The sequence below is a fragment of the Streptomyces sp. NBC_00440 genome (assembly GCF_036014215.1).
In the GTDB taxonomy this organism is placed as follows: domain Bacteria; phylum Actinomycetota; class Actinomycetes; order Streptomycetales; family Streptomycetaceae; genus Streptomyces.
The window spans coordinates 4,034,986-4,058,874 of sequence record NZ_CP107921.1 but is presented as its reverse complement, the minus strand read 5'-3'; the positions used below and the strand labels follow the sequence as shown (position 1 = coordinate 4,058,874).

Here is a 23,889-nt window from a genome sequence, read left to right as displayed (position 1 = left end):
ACGGGTGCTGTCACTCCGGCTGATGGTCGGGGCCGCCGAAGTCCGGGCTCGTGAAGTCCGGGCTGGTGAAACTGGGGCGGTCGTGGGCTGCCGTCTCGCCCGCGTCCGGACTGGCGAAGTCGGGGCGGCTGTACCCGAGGTTGGGTATGCGCCCCGCCGGCCGGTAGGGGGCGGGCGCCGCCGGGTCCACGCTCGGGTCGGCCAGCGCGGCGCTCAGGAACGGGACGATGCCCCGTTCCAGCAGGGCGTGGCGCCAGGCGTCCCGGGCGCGGGCGACCTCTTCGGAGAGCTCGTCGTCCCCCTCCTCCGGCTCGGGGTGCACCTCGGTCGAGCCGTTGCGCAGCGCCGTCAGGAGGAGCCCGATCGCTGCGACCAGGATGGCCGCGGCGGTGAGGGCCGCGAAGAACCAGCCCGCGGTGACCATGGTGTTGCCGAAGGCGGGCGCGGGATTGAGCGCCTTGAGCAGGTAGCCCACCAGCAGGAAGATCACGGCGGCGGTGCCCGCGAGCACCGGGGCCAGTACGGCCAGTACGGCGGCGAGCCCCGCGCCCGCGTTGGGGCCGCCTCTGACGGGCGCGAGGACGGAGGCGCGCACCGAATCCGCGGCGGGTGCGCGCAGTTCGGCGCGCACCTTCACGAAGTGGTCGTACTCGGCTGCCGCGGCCGAGGTGACCAGGCTGTCGGCGTCGAGCACCATGGTGCGCAGCTGCTCGCTGTTGAGCCGCTGCCCCAGCTCGGCCAGATCCGGTCGGTCGGGCGCGGTGCGCAGTGCGTCGTCGAGGAGCCGCTCGAACTCCGGACGGTCCTCAGTCAGCAGGTGCGAAGCGCTGTTCATGTGCATCCCCCGATGCTCCGTCGGGCCGTGCCGCCCGCCTTCTGACGGGCAGTTGGGCGTAAACGGAGGAGAGCCTGCTACGGATAACCCGATGGTAGAGCTGTTATGGCACGGGGTAACAGAGGGTTTCCGGAAATCGCCTTCAGGTGCGCTGTTCAGTTCGGCAGCGGCAGCTGCACCACGAGCAGCTTTCCGGCCATGGTCACGCCGCCGTCCATGGCGACGGCGAGCCCGTCCGCGTACACGTGCGGACCCTCGATGACGGTGCGCGGACCGTCATCGCCGTCCTCGCCCCCGACCTCGCCCAGCAGGTACGGGATGGGGCTGTGGCCGTGGACGATCCGGTGGCCGCCGAAGACTTCGAGGAGCTCCTGCACGGCCTGCGGACCCGACTCGTCGCGGAACGCGAAGCGCTTGGTGAACTTGCGGAACAGGTCCCAGCATTCGTCGGCGTCGTTACGGGTGAGCGTCTCGCGGACGGTGTCATTGACCGCTTCGAGCGAATCGCCGTAGTCGAGATAGGCGGTCGTGTCGGAGTGCACCAGGAGGTGGTCGTCCTCCAGCTCCATGGCGTCGAGCCGCGACATCCACTGGAGGTGGACGTCCTGCAGCCGGTCCATGTCGGCCTTCTGGCCGCCGTTGAGCAGCCACGCGGCCTGGAAGGTCGCGGTACCCGCACCGGAGTTGACCGGGGTGTCCCCGAAGCGCTTGGCGCCGATGAGCAGCAGTTCGTGGTTGCCCATGAGGGCCTTGCAGTAGCCGCCGGCGGCCGCGGCCTCGGCGGACAGCCGCATCACCAGGTCGATGACACCGATGCCGTCGGGCCCGCGGTCGGTGAAGTCGCCGAGGAACCAGAGGCGGGCGTTGCCGGCGGCCCAGTTGCCCTCGGTGTCGATGAGCCCCTGGGCGCACAGGGCGGCCAGGAGTTCGTCGAGGTACCCGTGGACGTCGCCGACGACATAGAGCGGCCCGAGCCCTCCCTCGCCCTCGGAAGGGGCGGGGAGGGGCTGAGGTTCGGGCACGATCGGTACGACGACCGTGTCACCGGGTCCGCCGCGGCTGATCACGGGCAGGTCCCGCTGGGTTGCCGTATACCCGTCCGGCTCCTCACCGGCGGCGTACCGCGGCGTCTTCCCGGCATCGCGGGCGTGCTCGGACGCGGGCAGGGGCGGTACGCGGAAGTCCCGCACTGTCGCCGTCCGCATCGCGGGTTCCAGACCGGCCCCCTGAGTCATCGACCCCTCCACCACCGTCGCGCGCCGTGCACCGGTCGGACCTGCCTGGTCGGGGGGTCCGCGGTGTCGTGCGCCCATCATAGGAATGCGACTAGCACTCTGTGACGCACCAGGGGTGCTGAATCCGGATGGTCTGCCGCCCCGCCGCCCTTTTCGCACCTATTGAGGCGGTCAGTCCGGCGCCGGAGAGCGGGGTGCGCTGACCGTGGTGCGCGGCGGGCGGCGCTGCGAGGAGGTCCGGACGATGAGTTCGGTCGGTATCACCTGCTCGACCGGGTGGTCCTCATTGATGCCTTCGATGGCATCGATGAGTAACTGGATGACCGCTGTACCGATCCGGCGTGGCTTGAGCGAGAGGGTCGTGATGGGCGGCTCGGTGCTCGCGTACACGGTGGATTCGCTGCAGCAGACCAGCAGCAGGTCCTCCGGGACGCGCAGTCCGTACCGCCGTGCTGCCGCGAGCAGATCGGTGCCGTTGGGGTCGAAGAGTCCGTAGACGGCGTCCGGGCGGTCGGGGCGGGCGAGCAGGCGGTCCGCGGCGACGGCTCCCGCACACGGGTCGTGGGCGGGGTAGGACTCGTACACCGGATCCTGCCCGACCCGCTCGCACCAGCGCAGATACGCGGTGGTGGAGAGCCGGGTGTACGTGTCGGTCGTGGTGCCGGTGAGCAGCCCGATGCGGCGGGCCCCGGCCGCGGCGAGATGGTCGAGCAGGTCGAGGACCGCTGCCTCGTGGTCGTTGTCGACCCAGGCCGTGACGGGCAGGGTGCCCGCCGGGCGGCCGTCGGAGACGACGGGGAGACCCTGGCGTACGAGTTCGGTGACGACCGGATCGTGGTCGGAGGGGTCGATGACGACGGTGCCGTCGAGGGCGACGTTCGACCAGACGTCGACCGCGCTGTGGCGCGAGGTCGCGGGGAGGATGACGAGTGCATAGCCGCGTGCGAGCGCGGCGGAGGTGGCGGCTCTGGCCATCTCGGCGAAGTACGCGAATTCGGTGAAGGTGAAAGGTTCATCCCCGTACGTGGTGACGGTCAGGCCGATGAGGCCGGACTTTCCGGTACGGAGGGTTCGGGCCGCGGCGGAAGGGCGGTAGCCCAGCCGGTCGGCGACCTCGCGGACATGGCGGCGGGTGGCGTCCGGGAGCCTGCCCTTGCCGTTGAGCGCGTCGGAGACGGTCGTGATGGAGACACCGGCTGCGGCGGCCACGTCCCGGATGCCCGCTCGTCCTTGCCGGTTGGCCCTGCGGGGAGTCTCCGCCCGGCTCACCTGGTGCTTCCCTGCTGCTGTCATGGCGAGCCGATAGTAGGGCGATGAGGGGCGGTTGGGCTGAGCGCATATGCATGCGTTGACAGGCACGTTTCTGCATGATCATTTAGCATCAATCACCTTTGAATACAGGGGATTTGGGGGTCGTGTCAAAAGAGTCTCGGGTGTCGGCGGGTGTGTACCTGGCCCATGGCTGATGTTGCGATGAGGTCTCAACTCACCTCTTCGGGGGACGCGCGCCACGGCGCAAGCCATGGGCGCGCGCCAGGTTCGGCAGTACGCCCCCCATCGGCGCCCGGCATTCGCAGGGGGCGGCGCTCCTCATAGGGTGGGTTCATCCGAGTCGAGGAGGATCCGCTGTGAGCCAGAAGAGCCCCAAGCTGCGCGCCGCGCTGGACGGCATTCCCGCGTATGTTCCGGGCAGGCCGGCCGCCGCGGGCGGCCCGGTCGCCTACAAGCTGTCCTCCAACGAGAACCCGTATCCGCCGCTGCCGGGTGTGATGGAGACCGCAGTCGCCGCGGCCGGAAGCTTCAACCGGTACCCGGACCTGGCCTGCACCGTCCTGATGCACGAACTGGCCGAGCGCTTCGGGGTGCCGGTCTCGCATCTGGCGGCCGGCACCGGATCGGTCGGCGTCGCCCAGTCGCTGCTCCAGATCACCTCGGGCCCCGGCGACGAGGTGATCTACGCCTGGCGGTCGTTCGAGGCGTACCCGATCGTCACGCGGATCAGCGGGGCGACCGCGGTGCAGGTGCCGCTGGACTCCGGCGATGTGCACGACCTGGACGCGATGGCGGACGCGATCACCGAGCGGACCCGGATGATCTTCGTCTGCAACCCCAACAACCCGACCGGGACCGTGGTCCGCAGGGCCGCGCTGGAGCGCTTCCTCGACCGGGTGCCCTCCGACATCCTGGTGGTTCTGGACGAGGCGTACCGGGAGTTCAACCGGGACACCGATGTGCCCGACGGCATCGAGCTGTACCGGGACCGGCCCAATGTGGCGGTGCTGCGGACCTTCTCCAAGGCGTACGGGCTGGCCGGACTGCGGGTCGGCTTCGCCATCGCCCACGAGCCGGTCGCGGCCGCGCTGCGCAAGACCGCGGTGCCGTTCGGGGTGAGCCAGCTGGCGCAGGACGCGGCGGTCGCGTCCCTGCAGGCCGAGGACGAACTGCTGGGCCGGGTGGGATCCCTGGTCGCCGAGCGGACGCGCGTGTACGAGGGTCTGGTCGGCCAGGGCTGGACGGTGCCGGAGACGCAGGCCAACTTCGTATGGCTCCGGCTGGGCGACCGCACCGTCGACTTCGCCGCGGCCTGTGAGAAGGCAGGGGTGGTGGTGCGTCCCTTCGCCGGCGAGGGCGTACGGGTCACCATCGGCGAGACCGAGGGCAACGACCTCTTCCTCCAGGCGGCGGCGGCCTACCGCAAGGAGCTGTAGCGGCAGGAGTCGCAGCGGCAGAGAGCTGTAGCGGAAGGGGCTGTAACCCCCTTTCGGGCTGGGTTCGAACAGGGCGGGGTGTCATTGGGGCACCCCGCCTTCGTCATGCCCGGAGTGCTTTCGTAGTATTGCTTGTGAATGTGAACGCTTTCACAAGCGCGTCCTTTTTCTTCCGGGCTGTGTGGGATCAAAGGGACGGAAACCCGCTGTGACCCCGGCCACGTAAGGAGAGTGACGACGTGGAACTAGCTCTGTCGCCGGATACCCTGGCGCGTTGGCAGTTCGGGCTGACCACCGTCTACCACTACCTGTTCGTCCCCCTCACGATCTCCCTGGCGGCGATCACCGCGGGCTTCGAGACCGCCTGGGTGCGGAAGGGCGCGGAGAAGTACTTCCACGCCTCGAAGTTCTGGGGGAAGCTCCTGCTGATCAACCTGGCTATCGGGGTCGCCACCGGCCTCGTCCAGGAGTTCCAGTTCGGGATGAACTGGTCGGACTACTCGAAGTTCGTCGGTGACGTCTTCGGGGCGCCGCTCGCGATGGAGGCGCTGATCGCCTTCTTCTTCGAATCGACCTTCATCGGGCTGTGGATCTTCGGCTGGGACAAGCTGCCCAAGAAGATCCACTGTGCCTGTATCTGGATGGTGGCGATCGGGACGACCCTCTCGGCGTACTTCATCCTGGCGGCCAACTCCTGGATGCAGCACCCGGTCGGGTACTCCATCGACCGGGCCACCGGTGTCGCGCACCTCAACGACATCTGGGGCGTGCTCACCCAGAAGACCGCGCTGGTGGTCTTCACCCACACCATGACCTCGGCGTTCCTCACCGGCGGCGCCTTCGTCGTCGGCATCGCCAGCTACCACCTGTGGAAGATCAGGCGGGCCAGGGCCGCGGGTACCAGCACCGACACCAAGCGCACCCGCGTGATGCGCACCTCGTTGCGCATGGGCCTGGTGATGACGGTGACCGCCGGGATCCTCACCGCGCTCTCCGGCGACCAGCTGGGCAAGGTGATGTTCGAGCAGCAGCCCATGAAGATGGCCGCGGCCGAGGCGCTCTGGGAGACCCAGGCACCGGCGCCGTTCTCCGTCTTCGCGGTGGGCAATGTGGCGGCGGGCCACAACTCCGTCGAGCTGTCGATCCCGGGGATACTGTCCTTCCTCGCCCACGACGACTTCCACACCGCGGTACCCGGCATCCACCAGACCGCGAAGGCCGAGGCTGCCAAGTACGGCGGCAGCCCCGACGACTACGTACCCAACATCTTCGTCACCTTCTGGGGATTCCGGCTCATGATCGGGATCGGGCTCACGGCGTCGGTGGCCGCGGCTGCCGGACTCTGGCTGACCCGGAAGAAGAAGTGGCTGCTGCCGGAGCACCGGACCGGCGACGACGAGGCGCCCAAGCTGATGCTCACGGCGGGCCGGGAGCTGAACCCCTTCTTCACGAAGTGGGGCTGGCGCGTGGGGATGGCCTCCCTGGTCTTCCCGCTGATCGCCAACTCCATCGGCTGGGTCTTCACCGAGATGGGCCGGCAGCCCTGGGCCGTCTTCGGTCTCTTCAAGACCGCCGACTCCGTCTCCCCCGGTGTCTCCCAGACGGAGATGCTGATCTCGCTGATCGTCCTGGTCACGCTCTACGCGATTCTCGGCTGGATCAACGTCCGGCTGATGAAGAAGTACGCGGTGATGGGTCCGGACACCGACGAACAGCCGCCCGCCAAGGACCCGCGGCTGCGCGGCCCCTTCTCAGGGCCCGGTGGGCCGGGAGGCCGAGACGATGACGATGACGCCGACAAACCCCTGACCTTCGCGTACTGAGAGGAGAGACGTCATGGGCCTCAACGACTTCTGGTTTCTGCTGATCGCCGTGCTGTGGACCGGGTACTTCTTCCTCGAAGGCTTCGACTTCGGGGTCGGTATCCTCACCCGGCTGCTGGCCAGGGACCGGCGCGAGCGCCGGGTGCTGATCAACATCATCGGTCCTGTCTGGGACGGGAACGAGGTGTGGCTGATCACCGCGGCAGGCGCGATGTTCGCGGCCTTCCCGGTCTGGTACGCCACCTTCTTCAGCGGCTTCTATCTGCTGCTCGTACTGATCCTGGTCCTGCTGATCGTGCGGGTGCTGTCCTTCGAGTACCGCCACAAGCGGGCCGAGGAGAGCTGGCAGCGCAACTGGGAGTGGGTGCTCTTCACCACCTCTCTGCTGCTGCCGTTCCTCTGGGGGCTGATCTTCGCCAACATGGTTCACGGGGTGCCGGTCAACAGCCACCAGGACTACGCCGGTTCGTTCGGGGACCTGCTGAACGGTTACGGGGTCCTCGGCGGGCTCGCCTTCACCGCGCTGTGCACCCTGCACGGGGCTGTCTTCACGGCGCTCAAGACGGTGGGCGACATCCGCGTGCGGGCCAGGGCCTTCGCGGCCAAGGCCGCTGTCGTCACGGCGGCTCTCGCCGCGGCCTTCCTGATCTGGCTGCAGGCGGACCGCGGCGACGGGTCCACGCTGACGGCGCTCTGTGTGGCGCTGGCCGCGCTCGTCGCGGCGTTCGTGATGAACGCCCGGACCCGGGAGGGCTGGGCCTTCGCCTTCACGGGGGTGGCCATCGCGGCCACGGTGGCCGCACTGTTCCTCTCGCTGGCGCCGGATGTGATGCCGTCCTCGCTCAACGCCGCCTGGAGTCTGACGATCGACAACTCGGCGTCCGGCCATTACACGCTCAAGGTCATGACCTGGGTGGCGGGCATCATGACGCCGCTGGTCCTGCTCTACCAGGGCTGGACGTACTGGGTGTTCCGCAAGCGGCTGGGCACTCAGCACATCGCCGACGCCCACTAGCCGATGCCCACCAGGAGAGGGTGTTTCACGTGAAACCGATCGACCCGCGTCTGCTCCGGTACGCCGGTGCCACTCGCCTCTTCCTGGGCGCCGTGGTGGTCCTCGGACTGGCCGGCGCGGGTCTGGTCGTGGCCCAGGCCATGCTGATCGCCGATGTGGTGGTGGGGGCGTTCCAGCACGGCCTGGACGGATCAGGGCTGCGGACCTCGCTGCTGCTGCTTGTGGCGGTGGCACTGGGCCGGGGGCTGGTGGCCTGGCTGACCGAGCTGGCCGCGCACCGGGCCAGCGCCGCGGTCAAGTCCGAGCTGCGGCGGCGGCTGCTTGAGAGGTCCGCTGAGCTGGGGCCGCAGTGGCTGACCGGTCAGCGGACCGGGTCGCTGGTCGCTCTCGCCACCCGGGGCGTCGACGCTCTGGACGACTACTTCTCGCGCTATCTCCCGCAGTTGGGGCTCGCGGTGGTGGTGCCGGTGGCGGTGCTGGTTCGGGTCGTCACCGAGGACTGGGTGTCGGCGGCCATCATCGTCGGGACGCTGCCGCTGATCCCGGTCTTCATGATGCTCATCGGCTGGGCCACCCAGGCCCGCATGGACCGTCAGTGGAGGCTGCTCTCCAGGCTGTCGGGGCACTTCCTCGACGTGGTGGCCGGACTGCCGACACTGAAGGTGTTCGGTCGGGCCAAGGCGCAGGCCGAGTCGATCAGGACCATCACGGACGAGTACCGGAAGGCGACGCTGCGGACGCTGCGGATCGCCTTCCTCTCGTCGTTCGCGCTGGAGCTGCTGGCGACCCTGTCGGTGGCGCTGGTCGCCGTCGGTATCGGGCTCCGGCTCGTCAAGGGAGAACTGGACCTGTACACGGGCCTGGTGATCCTGGTGCTGGCGCCCGAGGCCTATCTGCCGCTGCGGCAGGTCGGGGCGCAGTACCACGCGGCGGCCGAGGGTCTTTCGGCCGCCGAGGAGATCTTCGCGGTGCTGGAGACTCCGCTGCCGACGGGAGGGACCAGCGAGGTCCCCGGATCGCTCCGGCTGGAGCTGGACCGGGTGACGGTGCGCCATCCCGGCCGTACGGAACCGTCGCTGGAGTCGGCTTCACTGGTCGTCGGGGCCGGAGAGACGGTCGCGATCACCGGACCGAGCGGGGTCGGGAAGTCGACGCTGCTCAATGTCCTGCTGGGCTTCGTGGCGCCCGACGAGGGACGGGTTCTCGTCGGGCCGGTGGGACCGGCCCCGACGGCGTCCGGCGGGGCGGCCGGAGCGGGCCGGGGCACCGCTGTCGATCTTGCCTCGCTCTCCCCCGAGCGGTGGCGCGAGCAGATCGCCTGGGTGCCGCAGCAGCCGTATCTGTTCGCGGGCACGATCGCGGAGAACGTACGGCTCGCGCGCCCCGACGCCGATGCGTCCGCGGTGCACGGAGCTCTGCGCGATGCCGGGGCGTACGACTTCGTCGCCGCACTGCCGGACGGGGCGGACACGGTCCTCGGTGAGGGCGGTGCGGGGCTCTCGGCCGGACAGCGGCAACGACTCGCGCTGGCCAGGGCGTTCCTCGCCGACCGGCCGCTGCTGCTGCTCGACGAGCCGACGGCGGCGCTGGACGGCGAGACGGAGGCCGGCATCGTCGACGCGGTACGGCGTCTCGCGCTGGGCCGCACCGTGGTGCTCGTGGTGCACCGGCCGGCCCTGCTCGCTGTGGCCGACCGTGTGGTCGCGCTGGCGCCCGGCACATCGCAGGCTGCCCCGGCGGCCGGTGGTGACGCTCCCGTGCCGCAGGCCGCTGCCGTGCCCGTACCGCGGACGGAGCAGGTGACGGACCGCGAGACGTCGGCGACCGACGCCCTCTCGGCTGCCCGGCCCGGACGGCGGAACCCGCTGGCGCGGGTGCGGGAGGCCGCCGGTGCGCTGCGGGGGCGGCTGCTGCTGGCCCTGCTGCTGGGAAGTCTCGCGCTGGGCTCGGCCATCGGGCTCATGGCGACATCGGGCTGGCTCATCTCACGGGCTTCGCAGGAGCCGCCCGTGCTCTATCTGATGGTCGCTGTCACGGCGACCCGGGCCTTCGGGACCGGGCGGGCCGTCTTCCGCTATGCCGAGCGGCTGGTGTCGCACGATGCGGTGCTGCGGATGCTCGCCGATCTGCGCGTGGCCGTCTACCGCAGGCTGGAGCGGATCGCACCCGCCGGGCTGAGCAGGGTCAGGCGCGGCGACCTGCTGTCGCGGCTGGTCGCCGATGTGGACGCGCTGCAGGACTACTGGCTGCGCTGGCTGCTTCCGGCCGCGGTCGCCGTGGTGGTGGGAGCGGCCACCGTCGGGTTCACGGCCTGGCTGCTGCCCGCAGCCGGGGCGGTGCTCGCGGCAGGACTGCTGATCGCCGGGGTCGGGGTGCCCGCGCTGAGCGGTCTCTGCGCCCGGCGGGCCGAGCGCCAACTGGCCCCCGCACGCGGGGCACTGGCCACCCGGGTTGTTGATCTCCTCATGGGGACCGCCGAGCTGACGGTCGCCGGTGCGCTGCGCGGGCGGCTGCACAGCGCCAGGGACGCGGACCGGACGCTGACCCGGATCGCCTCACGGGGTGCCACCGCCACCGCGCTCGGTGGCGGGCTGACCGCTCTCGTCTGCGGGCTGACCGTCGCCGCCGCCGCTTTCGTCGGTGTACCGGCCGTCCACGACGGCAGGCTCGCCGGCGTGGAGCTCGCGGTGGTGGTGCTGACTCCGCTGGCGGCCTTCGAGGCGGTCACAGGACTGCCGCTCGCCGTGCAGTACCGGCAGCGGGTCAGGAGGAGCGCCGAGCGGGTGTACGAGGTGCTGGACGCGCCCGTCCCCGTACAGGAGCCGGTACGCCCGGCAGCGGAGCCCCGGTCGCCGTTCCCGCTGGAGGTGCGGGGGCTGACCGCGCGTTACGCGGGGCAGCGGGGGCAGGCGCTCGACGGGGTGGGCCTCAGGCTCGAAGCGGGGCGCCGGGTCGCCGTCGTCGGTCCCTCCGGGGCCGGCAAGACGACGCTCGCCCAGGTGCTGCTGCGCTTTCTGGACCCGGAGTCGGGGACTTACACGCTCGGCGGAGTGGCTGCCGACGCGCTGGACGGTGACACGGTGCGCGGACTCGTCGGGCTGTGTGCCCAGGACGCGCACATCTTCGACAGTTCCCTGCGGGAGAACCTCAGGCTGGCCCGTTCCGGTGCCTCGGACGGCGAACTGCGCGGGGCGCTCGCCGGGGCCCGGCTGCTGGACTGGGTGGACGGGCTGCCCGACGGTCTCGACACTCCGGTGGGGGAGCACGGTGCGAGGCTCTCCGGCGGGCAGCGCCAGCGGCTGGCACTGGCCCGCGCACTCCTCGCCGACTTTCCCGTACTCGTCCTGGACGAGCCGGCGGAACACCTCGACCTGGCGACCGCCGACGCGCTCACCGCGGATCTGCTGACCGCCACCGAGGGGCGTACGACCCTGCTCATCACCCACCGGCTCCGCGGGCTCGACGCCGTCGACGAGGTGCTTGTGCTGGACGGTGGGCGGGTCGTGCAGCGTGGACCTTACGCGGAGCTGGCAGCGCTGGAGGGGCCGTTGCGGCGGATGCTGGAGCGTGAGCGGGCGGGCGATCTGCTCGGCAGCCAACGGAATCCGACTTTCCAGGACATATAGGACTTACTAGGCTCTGGGGTATGTCAGCTCCGGACCCCACCGATCCCGCGGAGGACGCTGCCGCGGAAGACGCTTCCGGGGAGGACTCTCCCGCGGAGGACTTCGGTCGGCACGGGCTCTCCGCCGAGTTCACCGCGCGCGTACCGCAGCTGCTGGAGGCCATGCGCTCCATCGGTACGGGCCTCGAACTGCACGCGACGCTGAACAGGATCTGCGAGACCGCCGCCGGGCTGGCCGGTGCGCGCTATGCCGCGATCGGTGTCGTGGACGAGGAGCGTGGCGGCCTCAGCGAATTCGTCACCCATGGCGTGCCGGAGGAGGTGGCCGCACGGATCGGCCATATCCCGGACGGGCACACCGGGATCCTGGGCGCGCTGATCGAGGATGCCCGCGTCGTGCGGCTCGCGGATCTGACGACCGACCCGGGATTCGCCGGATTCCCTCCGCACCATCCGCGGATGCGGACGTTCCTGGGGGCCCCCGTGCAGGTGCAGGGAGAGACCTTCGGCAATCTCTACGTCGCGGAGAAGACCGACGGCAGCCGGTTCACCGACGGCGATCTGCACATGGTGCAGGTCCTGGCCACCGAGGCCGGTATCGCGATCAACAACGCCCGGCTGTACGAGGCGGCCCGGCAGCGCGAGCGGTGGATCGACGGTTCGGTGGCTGTCACCACGGCACTGCTGGCCGGCGGCGACGCGGATGAGGCGCTCACGGTGGTCGCCGAACAGGCGCGCCACCTGGCGGACGCTGCCGCCGGAGTGGTCATGCTGCCTGCCGCGGAGGGCGGACTTGAGGTCGTCGCCGTCTCCGGCGACCACCCCAGTCAGGTCCTCGGGCTGATCATCCCGCCGGAGAGCGGGGTCGTGGCGACACTGCTCTCGGGCGCTCCGGTGTTCGTGGACGACTCGGCGTCCGATCCGCGGATGATCACTGAGATGGGCAGGCGGTTCGGGCCGAGCATGTTGCTGCCGCTGCACAGCGGCGGCCGTCTGCTGGGCGCACTGGCCACGCCGCGCGAACGCGGCGCCCGGCCCTTCACGGCGGCCGAACGTTCCCTGGCCTCACGGTTCGCCTCACAGGCCGCGCTGGCGCTGATGATGGCGGACGCCCAGCGCGACAGAGAGCGCCTCGCGGTTTTCGAGGACCGCGACCGGATCGCCCGTGACCTCCATGACCTGGTCATCCAGCGGCTGTTCGCCACCGGGATGATGTTGGAGGGCGCTCACCGTCAGTCGGCGGCGCCAGGGGTGCGCGACGGTGTGGGCAAGGCCGTCGGCGAGCTGGATGTGACGATCCAGGAGATCCGTACCGCCATCTTCGCGTTGCAGCAGGGGCCCGCCGAAGCTCCGTCGGGGCTGTGCAGACGGGTGCTGCGCGAGATCAACATGGCGGCCGTACCGCTGGGGTTCAAACCCACGCACCGCTTCGTGGGCCCGGTCGACTCAGGGGTCGGTGAGCTGACGGGGAAGAACCTGATCGCGGCGCTGCGGGAGGCGCTCTCCAACGCGTTCCGGCATGCCGCCGCCTCCCGGATCCAGGTGGACGTCGACGCCACAGCGCAGCTGGACGACGGTCGCCCTGCGGTACGCCTCACGGTCTCCGACGACGGGGTCGGCATCCCCGAGGGCGGCCGTCGCAGCGGGCTGCGCAATCTCAGCCGGCGCGCGGAGGCGCTGGGCGGATCCAGCTCCTACGGGCCGGGGCTCGGCGATGAGGGCGGTGGCACGGCAGTGGTGTGGGAGGCACCGCTGTAGGTGTGCGGGCGGCCTCCCGGTCAGTGGGCCTTCAGGATCTGCTCGATGACGACCGCGACGCCGTCCTCGTTGTTCGCGACCGTGCGCCCGGAAGCGGCGGCCACCGCTTCCGGATGCGCGTTGCCCATCGCGTACGAGGTGCCCGCCCACCGCAGCATCTCGACGTCGTTCGGCATGTCCCCGAAGGCGACGACCTCTGCGGGCGAGATGCCGCGCTCAGCACAGCACAGCGCCAGCGTGCCGGCCTTGGAGACGCCGGGGCCGCTGATCTCCAGCAGTGCGGTCGGGCTGGAACGGGTGATCGAGGCGCGGACGCCGACAGCTTCACGGGCCAGGACGAGGAAGTCGTCGGGTGTCAGCTCCGGGTGGTAGGCCAGCACCTTCAGTACGGGCTGGTCCGCGAGGTCGGAGTCCGTGGCGAGCAGTTTCTCGACGGGCGCGACGCACGACGCGGCGTCGAACATCAGGGGCGGGTAGCCCGGCTCGTGGTGGATGCCGCCGGTCCGCTCGACGGCGAAGGACGTGCCCGGGGCGGCGGCCCGCAGGATGGCGACCACGTCGAGGGCGTCGGTGCGCTCCAGCGGGAGGACCCTGACGAAAATGTGCCCGCCCTCGTCGCCGTGGAGGTCGACCACGGCGGCGCCGTTGCCACAGATGGCCAGGCCGTGGCCGTGCACATGGTCGCTGACGACGTCCATCCAGCGGGCCGGGCGGCCGGTGACGAAGAAGACGTCGATGCCGGCCTCCTCGGCGGCTGCGAGCGCCGCGATGGTGCGGGCCGAGACGGTTTTGTCGTCGCGGAGCAGCGTGCCGTCCAGGTCGGTGGCGATCAGCCGGGGCGGGAGGGGGGCGGCGGGGCCGTTAGCTGAGGTCACCCGGTCATTCTCCCGTACGGAGTGCGTGGAGCGCACGGGAGTGCGAGGAGGCGCGCAGATGAGTACGCACGCCGCCGGGCGGGGCCGCCGGGCGGTGACCGGATCAGGGCGGGATCCGGAGCAGGGAGGGTTCCGGGGCACGGCGGTGGCGGGGCCCCGTCGGCGACCGACCCGGCCAGGCGGCGACAACTGCGGTCCGGGAGCGGGCACCCGTACGACGTAGGGTCGTGGGCATGCGTCTGAGTACCGTGATTCTTCCCGTCCGCCGGTGGAGCGAGGGTGGCCGTGAGCAGTGGGTGCGCGCCGAGGAGCTGGGCTTCCACACCGCGTACACCTACGACCACCTCTCCTGGCGGGTGCCGTTCCGCGACGGGCCCTGGTTCGGGGCGGTCCCGACGCTGACCGCGGCGGCCGCGGCCACCACGCGCGTCCGGCTCGGCACGCTGGTCACCTCGCCGAACTTCCGGCACCCCGTCACACTCGCGAAGGATCTGCTCTCGCTGGACGACATCTCCGACGGCCGGGTCACCCTGGGCATCGGTGCCGGAGGCACCGGCTTCGACGCCACTGCGCTCGGCCAGGAGCCGTGGACGCCGCGCGAACGGGCCGACCGGTTCGGCGAGTTCGTCCCGCTCATGGACCGGCTGCTGACCGAGGACTCGGTCTCCCACCGGGGCACCCACTACTCCGCCGACGAGGCCCGCAACATCCCGGGCTGTGTGCAGCGGCCGAGGCTCCCCTTCGCCGTCGCGGCGACCGGGCCGCGGGGGATGAGGATCGCCGCGCGGTACGGGCAGAGCTGGGTGACGACGGGTGATCCGAAGATCTTCGAGACGGGTACGCCGGAAGAATCGGTCGAAGCCGTACGCGGCCAGCTCGGCAGGCTCGGCACGGCGTGCGAAGAGATCGGCAGGGATGCGGCCGAGGTGGAGAAGATCCTGCTCACCGGCTTCACGCCCGAGGAGAGCCGCCCGATGGAGTCCGTGGACGCCTTCGTCGACTTCGCGGGGAAGTACTTCGCGCTCGGCATCGACGAGATCGTGATCCACGCGCCGATCCCCGGCACCATCTTCGCCGCCGACGAGAAGGTCTTCGAGCAGATCGCGACCGACGCACTGGCGCAGCTCGGACCGAACAGCTAGGGCCTCCCGTTTGCATCAGGCCGGGGCGAGGGCCGGGGCCGGGGCGAGAGCCGGGGGCGCGTGCGCCGGTGTGCATCCGAATTATCTTTTGCGCCCCCCGAGTTAGGCATGATCCACAGGCAAGGGGACTTATCCACAGGCTATTTGGCGATTCTGTGGACAAGGGGATGGGGATTTACGTTCTTTGGTCGTTTTGCCGGACTTCTTGCTGTGGAAGAGTCAGCGCGTCCAACGCCCTTGCCTGAAGCTCTCGTTCAGTGGCGCCGGCGATGAACGCGGCGGCGTTCTCCCGGCCCACCAGCCTCTCCACCGCAGCGAGCGTGGCCGCCGGAACCGGTACGGACGAGGGGCCTCCGGGTTGCGCCGGCGGGCTCTCGGGGCCGAGGTGCTGCTGGAGATGGCGGGTGGCGAACAGCCGCATGGCCCGGGCCAGTTCGGCGTCGACACTCTGCTGGGCCAGCGGGCGCAGCCGCCGTACCAGTGAGGCGGCCTCCGCCACATGCGCGTCGGTGGGCCGGGCGGGGGTCAGATAGCGCGCGAAGACGTGCTCCGTCGTGAACTCCAGGAAGCGCGAGGCGATGTGCTCGACCTGGCCGCGCAACTCCCGCAGATGGACCGAGATGGCCTTGAGCGGGACGCCGGCCGCGTGCAGCTCCACAGCCACAGCCAGTTCCTGCGGGCTCGGCACCAGGAACTCGTCGTCGCTGCCGGACACCCGTTCCAGCACGCCCAGCGCCACCGCGTCGGCGACTGCCTCGTCGTCGGGCACCCCGCCGAACCGCGCGTCCAGTTCGGCACGGGAGATCCGGTCCGCTTCCTCATCGGTCCACGGGCCGCTGACCTCGGCGACCAGCCCCAGCACCCCGCCGAGACCGCGTCCGGCGTCCCATGCCTCAAGCAGTTCCTTGATGGAGGCGAGGGTGTAGCCGCGGTCGAGCAGCTCGGCGATCTGGCGGAGCCTGGCCAGATGGCTGTCCCCGTACACATTGGACCGGCCGCGCCGCTGCGGTTTGGGCAGCAGGCCGCGGTCCTGGTACGCGCGGATCGTACGGACAGTGGCGCCACTGCGGTGCGCCAGATCCTCGATCCGGTACTCGGGCCCGGCCTCCGAGGCCCGCACCTCCGACGCTCGCACTTCTGGCGCCGGCACTTCTGCTTCGAGCGTCGGCACCTCCGACGTCGGCACCTCCGAGGCCCGCACTTCTGGCGCCGGTACCTCCGGCGTTCCCGTCTCCGACGCCGGCACCTCCGACGCTCTCACCCCGGCCACGCTGCCTCCCTCTGCTTTCTTCCCCTCTGCCTTCTCCCCTGGCAGGGCTACGGCAGGGCCGCGCGGCCTATCGCGCCTGCCGCCGCGCGGGCGGCCGGCGAGGCTGCGAGGTACTCGACCGCCCTGCGCAGCGAGCCCTCCTGGGAGGGATGGTACGACCGCCTGAAGTAGCGGGGTATCGCCGAGCCCAGCTCGCCCCAGGTGGGCAGCAGCCCTTTGGCGACCGCCCGGTTGTGCTCGCGCATCGAGTACCGCGTCCTGCCCGCGCGCCCGGGGCCCCGGCGCAGGAGAGCGGGGTCGTGGCGCATGAGATACGAGGCACCCCACACCCACAGGTACAGCAGTACCGGAGTGACGACGGCCATGCCCTCGATCCGCCGGGCATAGCGCGGCAGCCCTTCGCCGCCGCAGTGCTGGTACATGTCGAAGGCCACGGCCCGGTGTTCCACCTCCTCCGCGCCGTGCCAGCGCAGCAGATCGAGCATGACGGCGTCGGATCCTGCCCTGTCGAGTGCGTCGGCGCCCAGCACCCAGTCCCCGAGGACCGCGGTGAACTGCTCGATCGCGGCGACCAGCGACAGCCGGAAGCGGAGCCACTCCCGCGCCGGGACCGGTATGCCGAGCGGTGGCTGCTCGCCGAGCAGTTTCTCGAAGAGGAAGTCGACGTGCCGGGTGTACGCCGCGGTGTCGAGCCGCTGGGCGGCTAGGTGGTCCAGGACATGGGAGTGCTGCACGCTGTGCGTGGCCTCCTGGCCCATGAACCCCTTGACGTCCTTGAGCAGTCCGGGGTCGTCGACGAGCGGCAGAGCCTCCTTGAAGACCTTCACGAACCACCGCTCACCCGCCGGGAGCAGCAGATGCAGCACATTGATCACATGGGTGGCGGTGGGCTCGTCCGGTATCCAGTGCAGCGGCGTGTTCTCCCAGTCGAAGGAGACCCGGCGCGGCGCGATGACATGGGGTCCCGGCTCCGGGTGCGGCCCCATGTCCGCTTCCGGGGCCTGTCCGTTGCTCACAGCGGCGGCTCCATCCGGGCGACGGCGCGCAGGGCCCTCGGCGCGAACCGGGACATGAAGCGGGCGCCGCGTGCCTCCGGTGTCACCGGCACCACCGCCCGGTTGTTCACCACGGCGGAGAGGATCGCTTCGGCCACCTTCTCCGGCGGGTAGTTGCGCAGCCCGTACAGCCGGGACGACTTCTTCTGCCGGCGCTTCTCCTCCTCCGCCGATACGCCCGCGAACCGCGCGGTGGAGGTGATGTTGGTGTTCACGAGGCCCGGGCATATCGCGGTGACCCCGATGTCCTGTCCGGCCAGCTCGGCACGGAGACACTCGCTCAGCATGAGTACGGCGGCCTTGGACGTGGAGTACGCGGGGAGTGCCTTCGACGGCTGGTACGCCGCTGCCGAAGCGGTGTTGACGATGTGCCCGCCCTGGCCGCGGTCCGCCATCTGCTTTCCGAAGAGCCGGCAGCCGTGGATGACACCCCACAGATTGACGTCGAGGACCTGCTTCCAGTCCTCGCTCGTGGTGTCCAGGAAGGAGCCGGAGAGGCCGATGCCCGCGTTGTTGACCAGGATGTCGACCGTCCCGTACTCGGCGGCGACCTTCTCGGCGAGCTTCTCCATCGCCTGCTCGTCGCTGACGTCCACCGCCTCACCCCAGGCATCGGGGGAGCCGATCAGCCGTGACATCTCCGCGGTGCGCGCGGCCCCTTCCGCGTCCCGGTCGACGGCCACCACACGTGCTCCCGATTCGGCGAACGCGAAGGCGGTGGCCCGGCCGATCCCGCTCGCCGCGCCCGTCACCAGGACGAGCCTGCCGCTGAAACGGTCGGCGTACGCGCCGGTAGCCGCCGTCTGCGGGGCAGGCCCCGGACTCTCGTTGGCGGTGACGAAGTCCCCGATCCAGGCGGCGACCTGGTCCGGCCTGGTGCGTGGCACCCAGTGCTTGGCAGGCAGGGTGCGACGGGTCAACTGCGGAGCCCAGTGCTCCAGTTCGTCGTAGAGGTGCTCGGAGAGGAAGGCGTCGCCGGTGGGCGTGATCAGCTGGACGGGGGCGTGGGCGTACGCGTCGGTGCGCGGCCTGCGCAGCCGGGACCGGACGTTGTCACGGTAGAGCCAGGCGCCGTGCGCGGCGTCCGACGGCAGCGAGGCCGTCGGATAGTCGCCGGACGGCACCTTCTCGGCCCGTTCCAGGATCTTCGGCCACCGTTTGCCGAGCGGTCCGCGCCAGGCCAGCTCCGGCAGTACCGGCGTATGCAGCAGGTACACATACCAGGACTTGGCACCCTGGCCGAGGAGTTGGGCCGTCCTGCGGGGGGTCGGCCGGGACATCCGCTTCTTGATCCACTGCCCGAAGTGGTCGAGCGAAGGACCGGAGATCGAGGTGAACGACGCGATCCGGCCCTCGGCGCGCGGCACGGTCACGAATTCCCAGGACTGCACGGATCCCCAGTCGTGGCCGACGAGGTGCACCGGCTCGTCCGGGCTGACCGCGTCCGCCACGGCCAGGAAGTCGTCGGTCAGCTTCTCCAGGGTGAAGCCGCCGCGCAGCGGTACCGGCGCCGATGACCTGCCGTGGCCCCGGACGTCGTACAGCACCACGTGGAAGCGTTCGGCCAGTCGGGCCGCGACCTCGGTCCAGACCTCCTTGCTGTCCGGATAGCCGTGCACCAGCAGTACGGTCGGCCGGTCCGGGTCGCCCAGTTCGGCGACGCACAGCTCGATGCCTCCGGTCCGCACCCAGCGCTCGCGCGCTTCTTCGACGCCCTTGATGATTCCCTTGCTCATGCGGCCCTCTCCTCTGCCCAGCGCCGCACATGCGGCAGATCGTCGTCCAGCCAGAAGGCGCTCTGCTCGGGGTCGGCCGAGTCGGTGACGACCAGGATTTCCTCGAACTTCGCGCCCGTGCCCCGGAATCCGAGGTGCGGCTCGACCGCCCACAGCCCCGGCCGGGGCGGATGGTCGGAGAACTTGTACGGGCTCCACAGCGGCGACCAGCCGTCCCGGTGGCCGTGCAGCGCATCGCTCGCCAAGCCCTTGAGGGACTGGGTGCCGAACCCGAACACATGAGGTGACCAGCGGCGTTCCTTGACCTCGTCGACCTTGTGCGCGATCACGCCGAACGGATAGGCGCGGTGCCGGTTCGCGTACCCCTGAGTGGTCATCAGCCGCTCCACGTCCTCGTAGATCGTGCGCAGCGGGCGTCTTTCGCGGACCTCCCGAAGGATGAGGTCGCGGTGCGCTTCCAGGTCGGCGAGCAGCTTGTCGTGCACGGGGTTGAGGCCGAGGCAGCCGGAGTAGCCGATGTCGGCGGTGAAGCCGCGGAAGACAGGGGCCATGTCGAGGATGAACGGCATCCCGGCTTCGAGCCGCCGGTTCGTCGGGAAGAACTGGAGCGGCACCCTGAACCCCGCGAAGGCGGTGCGGTCACCGAACCAGGCGAACGGCAGGTGGAACCAGTCCCGTACACCCCGCCGGTAGAGCCACTCGCGCTGCATCCGCGCCGCTTCGCGCTCGGTCACACCCGGTCTGAGCTGTGCGGCGACAGCCTCCGCGCAGGCGTAGGCGAGGGTCTGCACCTCTCTGAACCCCCGCAGCCGCGCGGCCTCCCCGCTGCCCTGCGCGACCGGCCGTGCGGCCGGGCCACCTGCCCACCGCGCTGCTGCTTTCACCCCTGAGGCCATGCCACCTGACCGTCCCGTCCGTGTGCGGTACGTGCTCGTAACTTGACACTGATGAATGTGACAATGCCTGGCGGCTACGTCAAGGGCCCCGCCTTACCTGTGGACAACCACCTGTGGACAACTCCTCTGGCCAACTCCGCCCGAGATGCCGCCCGTACCGCCCCTGCGCCCCTGCGCCTTCGCCTCCGCCCCTGCGCCGGAGACCCTTCCCCTCTTCCCTCCTCCCCTCCCTCTCCCGTATCGGGCCCCTACGGGTCCGTACCTCTGGAGGGGGACAGGGATCCAGCCGTCTGGGCTGACGCCCGGGGTGAGCCGCGCCACTACCTTCGGAGTGTGACTGTGATCGCGACCGAAAGCCTGAGCAAGCGGTTCCCGAGGGTGACCGCGCTTGACCGGCTCTCCCTGGACATCGGACCCGGTGTGACCGGACTGGTGGGATCCAACGGAGCCGGCAAGTCCACGTTGATCAAGATCCTGCTGGGTCTGTCCCCCGCCACGGAGGGCCGGGCCGCCGTGCTCGGGCTCGATGTCGCCACCAGTGGCGCCGAAATCCGTGAGCGCGTCGGGTACATGCCCGAGCACGACTGCCTGCCGCCCGACGTCTCGGCCACCGAGTTCGTCGTCCACATGGCGCGCATGTCCGGACTGCCGCCCACCGCCGCACGGGAACGCACCGCCGACACGCTGCGCCACGTCGGCCTCTACGAAGAGCGCTACCGCCCCATCGGCGGCTACTCGACCGGTATGAAACAGCGCGTGAAGCTGGCCCAGGCGCTGGTCCACGACCCGCAGCTGGTGCTGCTCGACGAGCCGACGAACGGCCTGGACCCGGTCGGCCGCGACGACATGCTCGGGCTGATCCGCCGGGTGCACACCGACTTCGGCATCTCGGTCCTGGTCACCTCGCACCTGCTCGGCGAGCTGGAGCGGACCTGCGACCACGTCGTCGTCATCGACGGCGGCTCGCTGCTGCGCTCCAGTTCCACCAGCGACTTCACCCAGACCACCACGACGCTGGCGGTCGAGGTCACCGACTCCGACACCCATCCCGACGGGACGCGGGCGCTCCGCGAGTCGCTGACCGCGGCAGGCGTGACACTGCACGAGGGCACGGAGGAGGGGCTGCCGGGCGCGGGCCACATCCTGCTGGTCGAGGCGGCGGGCGTGGAGACGTACGACCTGGTCCGCGACACGGTCACCGACCTGGGGCTCGGCCTCGTACGGATGGAACAGCGCCGCCACCACATCGCGGAGGTCTTCCACCCCGACCAGCAGAGCCAGTCGCGGGACCAGCAGCAGAACCGTCCGCCGGCCCAGCCCGGCCAGCAGAAGCAGGAGGTGCAGGCGCGATGAGTACCGAGACCAGTCAGATCCACAACATCGGATACCGGAACTACGACGGACAGCGCCTGGGCCGCGCCTACGCCCGCCGTTCGCTCTTCGCGCAGTCGCTGCGCGGCGCCTACGGTCTGGGCCGCTCGGCCAAGTCCAAGGTGCTGCCGATGATCCTCTTCGCGGTGATGTGCGTGCCCGCGGCGATCGTCGTCGCGGTGGCCGTGGCGACGAAGGCCAAGGACCTGCCGCTCGACTACACCCGCTACGCCATCCTCACGCAGGCCGTCATCGGGCTGTACCTCGCCGCACAGGCCCCGCAGGCGGTCTCCCGCGATCTGCGCTTCAAGTCGATCCCGCTGTACTTCTCCCGGCCCATCGAGCGCGTCGACTACGTCATCGCCAAGTACGCGGCGATGGCCTCGGCCCTCTTCATCCTGACCGGGGCGCCGCTGGTGATCCTCTACATCGGTGCGCTCCTCGCCAAACTCGACTTCGCCGACCAGACCGAGGGGTTCGGCCAGGGACTGGTCTCCGTCGCGCTGCTCTCGGTGCTGTTCTCCGGCATTGCACTGGTGGTCGCCGCGCTCACCCCGCGCCGCGGCTTCGGCGTCGCCGCGGTCATCGCCGTACTGACCATCACGTACGGAGCGGTCTCCACGGTGCAGGCCATCGCCTTCAACCAGGACGCCGCAGGCGCCGTCAGCTGGCTCGGGCTCTTCTCCCCGATCACGCTGATCGACGGCGTCCAGACCGCGTTCCTCGGCGCCACCTCGGCCTTCCCGGGCGGGACCGGCCCCGGAGCGGGGACCGGCGTGGTCTATGTGCTCGTCGTTCTCGCGCTCATCGCCGGCTCGTACGCCGTCCTGATGCGCCGCTACCGGAAGGTCGGGCTGTGACCACGATCAACATCGACCACACCTCGCGCTGGTTCGGCAACGTGGTGGCGGTCAACGACATCACCATGACGGTCGGCCCCGGGGTGACCGGACTTCTCGGCCCCAACGGCGCCGGCAAGTCCACTCTCATCAACATGATGGGCGGATTCCTCGCCCCGTCGACGGGCACGGTGACCCTCGACGGCGCGCCGATCTGGCGGAACGAGAGCGTCTACCGGCAGATCGGGATCGTGCCGGAGCGGGAGGGGATGTACGACTTCCTCACCGGCCGCGAATTCGTCGTCGCCAACGCCGAACTGCACGGCCTCGACGAGCGCGCCGCACAACAGGCGCTCGCCACCGTCGAGATGGAGCCCGCGCAGGACCGCAAGATCGCGACGTACAGCAAGGGCATGCGGCAGCGCGTGAAGATGGCGTCCGCCCTCGTCCACAACCCCAGCGTGCTGCTGCTCGACGAGCCCTTCAACGGCATGGACCCCCGCCAGCGCATGCAGCTGATGGAACTGCTGCGGCGGATGGGTGCGGAGGGCCGCACGGTGCTCTTCTCCTCGCACATCCTGGAGGAGGTCGAGCAACTCGCCTCGCACATCGAGGTGATCGTGGCGGGACGCCATGCCGCGTCCGGTGACTTCCGCCGGATCCGCCGTCTGATGACGGACCGGCCGCACCGCTATCTCGTACGGTCCAGCGACGACCGGGCCCTCGCCGCCGCGCTGATCGCCGACCCGTCGACCGCCGGTATCGAGGTGGACGTCACGGAGGGCGCGCTGCGCATCCAGGCGGTCGACTTCGGCCGGTTCACGGCGCTGCTGCCGCGCGTCGCCCGTGAACACGGCATCCGGCTCCTCACCGTCTCGCCGTCGGACGAGTCCCTGGAATCGGTCTTCTCGTACCTCGTAGCGGCCTGAAAGGAGCTGTGACGCCCATGTACAACCCCACAGTCGCCCGGCTCACCTACCGGGCCCTGCTCGGCCGCCGCCGGGCCGCGATCCTGTTCGTGCTGCCCGCACTGCTGATCGTGATCGCCGCCGCGGTACGCACCTTCAGCGGCGCCGACGACCAGGTCGCCGCCGATGTGCTCGGCGGGTTCGCCATGGCCACGATGGTGCCGCTGATCGGTGTCATCGCGGGTACGGGTGCGATCGGCCCGGAGATCGACGACGGTTCGATCGTCTATCTGCTGGCCAAACCGGTGAAGCGCCCCACGATCATCTTCACCAAGCTCATCGTGGCGATCGCCGTGACGATGGCGTTCTCCGCGATTCCGACCCTGATCGCGGGCCTGATCCTCAACGGCAACGGCCAGCAGATCGCGATCGCCTACACGGTCGCCGCGCTGGTCGCGTCCATCGCGTACGCCTCGGTCTTCCTGCTCCTGGGCACGGTCACCCGGCACGCGGTGGTCGCAGGTCTTGTCTACGCGCTGGTCTGGGAGGGTCTGTTCGGCAACCTGGTACCGGGTGCGCGCACCTTGAGCATCCAGCAGTGGTCGCTCGCCCTGGCGGAGAAGATCGGCGCGCCGGGTGCGATCAGCTCGGATGTCGGACTGCCCCTGGCCGTGGTGCTGCTGGCGGGGGTCACTGTGCTCGCCACCTGGTACGCGGGACAGAAACTGCGACGGCTGACGCTGGCCGGCGAGGAGTGAGACCGGGGCCGGGGGCGGGAGCGACGGGCACCCCGTCGCT

General features: G+C 70.3%; 18 protein-coding genes. 10 read left to right on the top strand and 8 right to left on the bottom strand.

Annotation, left to right across the window (positions count from 1 at the left end; translation table 11 throughout):
- Positions 1-10: 10 nt before the first annotated feature.
- The 3 genes from OHB13_RS18300 to OHB13_RS18290 form a co-directional block, all read right to left on the bottom strand.
- The gene (locus OHB13_RS18300; RefSeq protein ID WP_266855274.1) at positions 11-841 is read right to left on the bottom strand and encodes a hypothetical protein; all 831 of its coding nucleotides are present in this window, start codon (positions 839-841) and stop codon (positions 11-13) included.
- A gap of 149 nt (positions 842-990) precedes the next feature.
- Complete coding sequence (locus OHB13_RS18295) at positions 991-2,085, bottom strand: metallophosphoesterase (RefSeq protein ID WP_266860895.1); 1,095 nt, start codon at positions 2,083-2,085, stop codon at positions 991-993.
- Between the two features lie 156 nt (positions 2,086-2,241).
- Complete coding sequence (locus OHB13_RS18290) at positions 2,242-3,363, bottom strand: LacI family DNA-binding transcriptional regulator (RefSeq protein ID WP_266855275.1); 1,122 nt, start codon at positions 3,361-3,363, stop codon at positions 2,242-2,244.
- 335 nt (positions 3,364-3,698) lie between these two features.
- On the opposite strand from OHB13_RS18290, the gene hisC reads away from it, so the two are divergent.
- The 5 genes from hisC (at position 3,699) to OHB13_RS18265 (ending at position 12,999) form a co-directional block, all read left to right on the top strand.
- Positions 3,699-4,778: a histidinol-phosphate transaminase gene (hisC, locus tag OHB13_RS18285; protein WP_266855276.1), complete on the top strand. Its 1,080-nt coding sequence runs from the start codon at positions 3,699-3,701 to the stop codon at positions 4,776-4,778.
- A 239-nt stretch (positions 4,779-5,017) separates the two neighbouring features.
- Positions 5,018-6,601: a cytochrome ubiquinol oxidase subunit I gene (locus tag OHB13_RS18280; RefSeq protein WP_266855277.1), complete on the top strand. Its 1,584-nt coding sequence runs from the start codon at positions 5,018-5,020 to the stop codon at positions 6,599-6,601.
- Between the two features lie 13 nt (positions 6,602-6,614).
- Positions 6,615-7,616: a cytochrome d ubiquinol oxidase subunit II gene (gene cydB, locus OHB13_RS18275; RefSeq protein ID WP_266855278.1), complete on the top strand. Its 1,002-nt coding sequence runs from the start codon at positions 6,615-6,617 to the stop codon at positions 7,614-7,616.
- A gap of 29 nt (positions 7,617-7,645) precedes the next feature.
- On the top strand, positions 7,646-11,242 hold the full coding sequence (gene cydD / locus OHB13_RS18270) for a thiol reductant ABC exporter subunit CydD (protein WP_328377825.1): 3,597 nt from the start codon (positions 7,646-7,648) through the stop codon (positions 11,240-11,242).
- 20 nt (positions 11,243-11,262) lie between these two features.
- Positions 11,263-12,999, top strand: a complete 1,737-nt coding sequence (locus OHB13_RS18265; protein WP_328377824.1) for a GAF domain-containing sensor histidine kinase — start codon at positions 11,263-11,265, stop codon at positions 12,997-12,999.
- A 20-nt stretch (positions 13,000-13,019) separates the two neighbouring features.
- Here the strand turns inward: OHB13_RS18265 and OHB13_RS18260 are convergent, their stop codons facing one another.
- Positions 13,020-13,874 carry an HAD-IIB family hydrolase gene (locus OHB13_RS18260; protein ID WP_328377823.1) on the bottom strand — a complete coding sequence of 285 codons (855 nt, stop codon included), beginning with the start codon at positions 13,872-13,874 and terminating at the stop codon, positions 13,020-13,022.
- 227 nt (positions 13,875-14,101) lie between these two features.
- Here OHB13_RS18260 and OHB13_RS18255 point away from each other — a divergent pair, with 227 nt between their 5' ends.
- Entirely contained in the window at positions 14,102-15,016 is a 915-nt protein-coding gene (locus tag OHB13_RS18255; protein WP_328377822.1) for an LLM class flavin-dependent oxidoreductase, read from the top strand.
- Between the two features lie 175 nt (positions 15,017-15,191).
- Here OHB13_RS18255 and OHB13_RS18250 read toward each other — a convergent pair whose 3' ends face one another.
- The 4 genes from OHB13_RS18250 to OHB13_RS18235 all read right to left on the bottom strand — a co-directional run bounded on the left by OHB13_RS18250 (position 15,192) and on the right by OHB13_RS18235 (position 19,973).
- Entirely contained in the window at positions 15,192-16,151 is a 960-nt protein-coding gene (locus OHB13_RS18250) for a MerR family transcriptional regulator (protein WP_328377821.1), read from the bottom strand.
- A 182-nt stretch (positions 16,152-16,333) separates the two neighbouring features.
- A complete protein-coding gene (locus OHB13_RS18245) occupies positions 16,334-17,272 on the bottom strand; it encodes a metal-dependent hydrolase (protein WP_328380325.1) in 939 nt (312 codons plus the stop codon).
- A gap of 26 nt (positions 17,273-17,298) precedes the next feature.
- A complete protein-coding gene (locus tag OHB13_RS18240) occupies positions 17,299-19,077 on the bottom strand; it encodes an SDR family oxidoreductase (RefSeq protein WP_328377820.1) in 1,779 nt (592 codons plus the stop codon).
- A complete protein-coding gene (locus OHB13_RS18235) occupies positions 19,074-19,973 on the bottom strand; it encodes a M24 family metallopeptidase (protein WP_328377819.1) in 900 nt (299 codons plus the stop codon). The genes OHB13_RS18240 and OHB13_RS18235 overlap by 4 nt, the downstream gene beginning before the upstream one ends.
- A gap of 339 nt (positions 19,974-20,312) precedes the next feature.
- On the opposite strand from OHB13_RS18235, the gene OHB13_RS18230 reads away from it, so the two are divergent.
- From OHB13_RS18230 to OHB13_RS18215, 4 genes are read left to right on the top strand one after another with little or no spacing between them, the layout of a single operon-like run.
- Complete coding sequence (locus tag OHB13_RS18230) at positions 20,313-21,326, top strand: ABC transporter ATP-binding protein (RefSeq protein ID WP_328380324.1); 1,014 nt, start codon at positions 20,313-20,315, stop codon at positions 21,324-21,326.
- Positions 21,323-22,204, top strand: a complete 882-nt coding sequence (locus OHB13_RS18225) for an ABC transporter permease (RefSeq protein ID WP_328377818.1) — start codon at positions 21,323-21,325, stop codon at positions 22,202-22,204. The genes OHB13_RS18230 and OHB13_RS18225 overlap by 4 nt, the downstream gene beginning before the upstream one ends.
- On the top strand, positions 22,201-23,112 hold the full coding sequence (locus tag OHB13_RS18220) for an ABC transporter ATP-binding protein (protein WP_266855286.1): 912 nt from the start codon (positions 22,201-22,203) through the stop codon (positions 23,110-23,112). The genes OHB13_RS18225 and OHB13_RS18220 overlap by 4 nt, the downstream gene beginning before the upstream one ends.
- Positions 23,113-23,129: 17 nt before the next feature.
- Positions 23,130-23,849: an ABC transporter permease gene (locus OHB13_RS18215; RefSeq protein WP_266855287.1), complete on the top strand. Its 720-nt coding sequence runs from the start codon at positions 23,130-23,132 to the stop codon at positions 23,847-23,849.
- The last annotated feature ends 40 nt before the right edge of the window (positions 23,850-23,889 follow it).